General features: G+C 36.1%; 2 protein-coding genes, 2 pseudogenes and 1 other annotated feature. Of the genes and pseudogenes, 2 read left to right on the top strand and 2 right to left on the bottom strand.

Annotation, left to right across the window (positions count from 1 at the left end; all coding sequences use genetic code 11):
• Positions 1 to 657, bottom strand: a pseudogene (locus ACNPNW_RS15375) (IS3 family transposase); the annotation flags it as partial.
• Positions 266 to 382 (bottom strand) — a sequence feature (AL1L pseudoknot). Its footprint overlaps the pseudogene before it by 117 nt.
• 43 nt (positions 658 to 700) lie before the next feature.
• Here ACNPNW_RS15375 and ACNPNW_RS15370 point away from each other — a divergent pair.
• Positions 701 to 1,450, top strand: a pseudogene (locus tag ACNPNW_RS15370) (IS701 family transposase); the annotation flags it as partial.
• A gap of 238 nt (positions 1,451 to 1,688) precedes the next feature.
• Here the strand turns inward: ACNPNW_RS15370 and ACNPNW_RS15365 are convergent.
• Positions 1,689 to 2,552 carry an IS982 family transposase gene (locus tag ACNPNW_RS15365; RefSeq protein ID WP_448767123.1) on the bottom strand — a complete coding sequence of 288 codons (864 nt, stop codon included), beginning with the start codon at positions 2,550 to 2,552 and terminating at the stop codon, positions 1,689 to 1,691.
• A 151-nt stretch (positions 2,553 to 2,703) separates the two neighbouring features.
• Here ACNPNW_RS15365 and ACNPNW_RS15360 point away from each other — a divergent pair.
• Positions 2,704 to 3,454 (top strand): OmpA family protein (locus ACNPNW_RS15360; protein WP_448767122.1); only part of this gene is annotated, 751 nt, incomplete at its 3' end.

Here is a 3,454-nt window from a genome sequence, read left to right as displayed (position 1 = left end):
GGTCATCTCGGCTACGGGTGGTTTGTTTGTTCTTACCTCGCCAAACACCTTGTATACCTAGCTTTTTCATTAATCGAGCAACAGTACAGCGTGCAATAATATAGCCTTCACGTTTCAGTTTTTGCCAGACTTTACGTACACCATACCGACCTGAACTTTCCTTCCAAATTCGTTTAATCTCCTCAGCATGATGCTCATCATGTAGATCTCGTTTCGCTCGATGTTCTGGATTTTCGCAGAGATCTAGAGTCCGGTAATAGGTTGAAGCTGCGATCGGTAAAATCCTACAAATCGCATCAACACCATATCGATCTTTATTGTTATGGATAAAATCCACCATTATTTGTGTGGGCGGTCGAGCTCCGCCTGGGCGAAAAAAGCGGCTGCTTTACGTAGAATCTCATTGGCGCGTTGCAGTTCTTTATTTTCTCGTTCGAGTTGTTTGATACGTTCTTGGTCTGAAAGCTGCTGTACTTTAACTGGATTTTGTTTATCTAAATATTTTTGATACCAAACACGTAGTGTTTCAGGAGTACAACCGATTTTAGGAGCAATAGCTGTGATCGCAGCCCAATTCGATGGATAATCTTTTTCAGATTCAATCAATAATTGAACCGCTCTTTCTCTGATTTCAGGGGTATATTTTAATTTTGTCATCGGGATAGTCTCTCAGAATATTGACTCTCCGACAAACCCGGTACGGTTCAGTGGCAACGCCCATCGCATTATTAAAGGCATCTGCATCGTTAACTGTATCTATGTCAATCCTAAGACCGAACAATACTGGTTCATTGATTACCGTATTTATGACAAAACCACCGATGGCAAAAGCAAACTTGACCATCTAAAAGACATGCTACAGCACAGTATTGAACACAAACAAATTAAATTCAAATATGTGCTCATGGATACCTGGTATGCCACCAAAGACATCATGCTGTATATTGATAACTTACAAAAAATCTATTATTGTCCTTTAAAATCCAATCGCAAAGTCGATGATTCAAAAGGAGTACACCCTTACAAAGCAGTCAACGAATTAACTTGGACTGACCAAGAGCAACAAAATGGCAAACTGATTAAAATACATGCCTTTCCTAAAGATTACAAAGTGCAACTGTTCCGAGTAGTGGTTAATGAAAACCGCACGGACTGGATTGTCACCAACGACACCACTCAGGATTCATCAGATGGCACACGATTGGTGTGTGCCATCCGCTGGAAGATTGAGCAGTTTCACCGAGAACTTAAACAACTCACTGGTATTGAAGCTAATCAGTGTCGTAAGGCTCGTATTCAGCGGAATCATATTTGTTGTTGTATGCTGGTTTGGCTGCAGTTAGCCAGACAGGCTAAACGGTTAAAACAATCTTTATATCAGGTTAAAAGGGGTTTACTCAGTGATTATTTGCGTGAGCAGTTACGCTCGCCTTCGGTCGTCTTTGCGTAAGTCCTAATAAAGTATTTATTTTTCATTTATTTGTATTAGTAAATTGGATTTTTTAAAATAGAGTTTCTACTCTATAAATTAGAAAATTGTAATAAAATTAGGATATTTAGCGTGACGTGGTCTATATTTTTTGTAAAAAATGCAATTTATTTAAAAAATTAATTATGCTCGTGTATTTATTTTGTTATTAAAGTGATATAAATAAAATGGCATATTTTTTAATAAATATACCCCAATCTCAACTTTGAATAAGGCTTTCCAGCTGTAAAGGTGGATTTCCTAATCGTGTATTTAAAATTACTGCAATGGTATGTGAAAGAATCTTACGCGTAATTCTATGCGTTAAATGCCATAAATCTTTAGCTCTTACTTTTTGAATGTGAAATCGTTCAGTTAATTGACCTATAACAGTCTCAATTTTTCTACGAGCATTCATGAGCCTCGCCATAGCTTCCTTAGACCTGCTATCAGTCATGTTCTTTCTATAAGGTGTTTGTAAATCAATATCTTGGTACATAAAATAGTGTTTTAATTCAGGTCTTAAGTATCCTTTATCATCACCAAGTAATCCCTGAATATCTTGAGTAATTTCTGGTGCAACATCACGTTCATCACAATGAGCTGGAGCAAAAGTATAGCCTGTAATCATTCCTGAAAAGTTAATAACGATATGTCCTTTGAAACCATAATATTTTTCTTGTTTAGCCGCACAATAACTAAAACCTGCAGATTCTTTGAAGTTTTTATGTTTTTTTGCTCTAGCATAACGACAAACAGGTATAGGAAAGCCATCGATAAAATGAATATTATCTAAACCGAAAAAAGATTTTAGTTGTGACATAATCTGTTGACTTACATGCCATAATTTTGCACAAAGTTTGCAAAAATTAGGATAGGAACCTAATTTTGGAAACCATTCAAACCAATTGTGTTTAAAGTAGAACCAGATATTTTTATCAGAATCTAAGCCAAGAAACTCTCCCACAATTTGTATAGTAAGAATTTCAATATCACTTAAAGCGGGTGGAAATCCTCTACTTCTTAAAGGTTGAATGACAATCGCTGAGTAAAATTGCTCTATGATTAAAAATACAGAAATGATAAATTAGTAAATGGACATAACTTGCTTTGCTTTTCTTAGTCGAAAATTAAATTGGGTTATGTCCTTTTTATTTCAAAGACTTAAAAAGTTGAGATTCGCGTAAATATGTTATACAAATCTAATAATACATTAAGTCTACCAAGGGTTGTTTATGTGGAAATTATCGCTTTTAACTACTGTAATTTCATTGGTGGTAGCCTCTTGTGCATCTGATCCTTACTCAAAGCCTTCTGCTTTACGGTTTCAAAATAATAAGCAAGGTTATAATCAGGAGATCAATGTCAACAGAGATGCTAAATTATGCGCAGGGGATACAAGAGATGAACAGAGTTGCCCAATTCATTTCTATATTGACAGTATTGAATCAGGTAAATTCTATATCAATAATACGGCAAAGTATTATTTAAAACCAGAAGTTTATAATTTCAAAGTTAAAAATTGTAGCGGCGAAAAAAATTGTCAGAGTTGCGATGTCGACTTGCGGCCAGATCAATTAAAAGATCGTAACTTTATTCTTTCTGTAGATGCTGCTGGTGTACCTTTTATTTCAAATAATGGTCATCCTTTGGCTTGTAGACAACAGCCAGCAGCTCAAAAGCCTGTCGTTGCTCCTGTTGAGCATACTGAAACAATTGATTTGGCAGCCGATACATTATTTAAATTTGATGGTTCATCTTTAAATGATTTATTGCCTAAAGGCCGTCAGGAAGTTCAGGACGTAGCATCAAAAATTTCAACAGGTTTTGTTTCTGTCAGTAAGATCATATTGGTCGGTCATACGGATCGTCTAGGAAGCGAAACTTATAACCAAAAACTTGGTCAGAATCGTGCTGAAACTGTACGTAGTCTGCTTGTTCAAAATGGCGTATCCGCAAATATTATCTCGGTGGCAAGTGCAGGGA

Source organism: Acinetobacter endophylla, assembly GCF_053543775.1.
The sequence above is the reverse complement of the archived record's forward strand: the minus strand, read 5'-3'. Positions and strand labels throughout refer to the sequence as shown.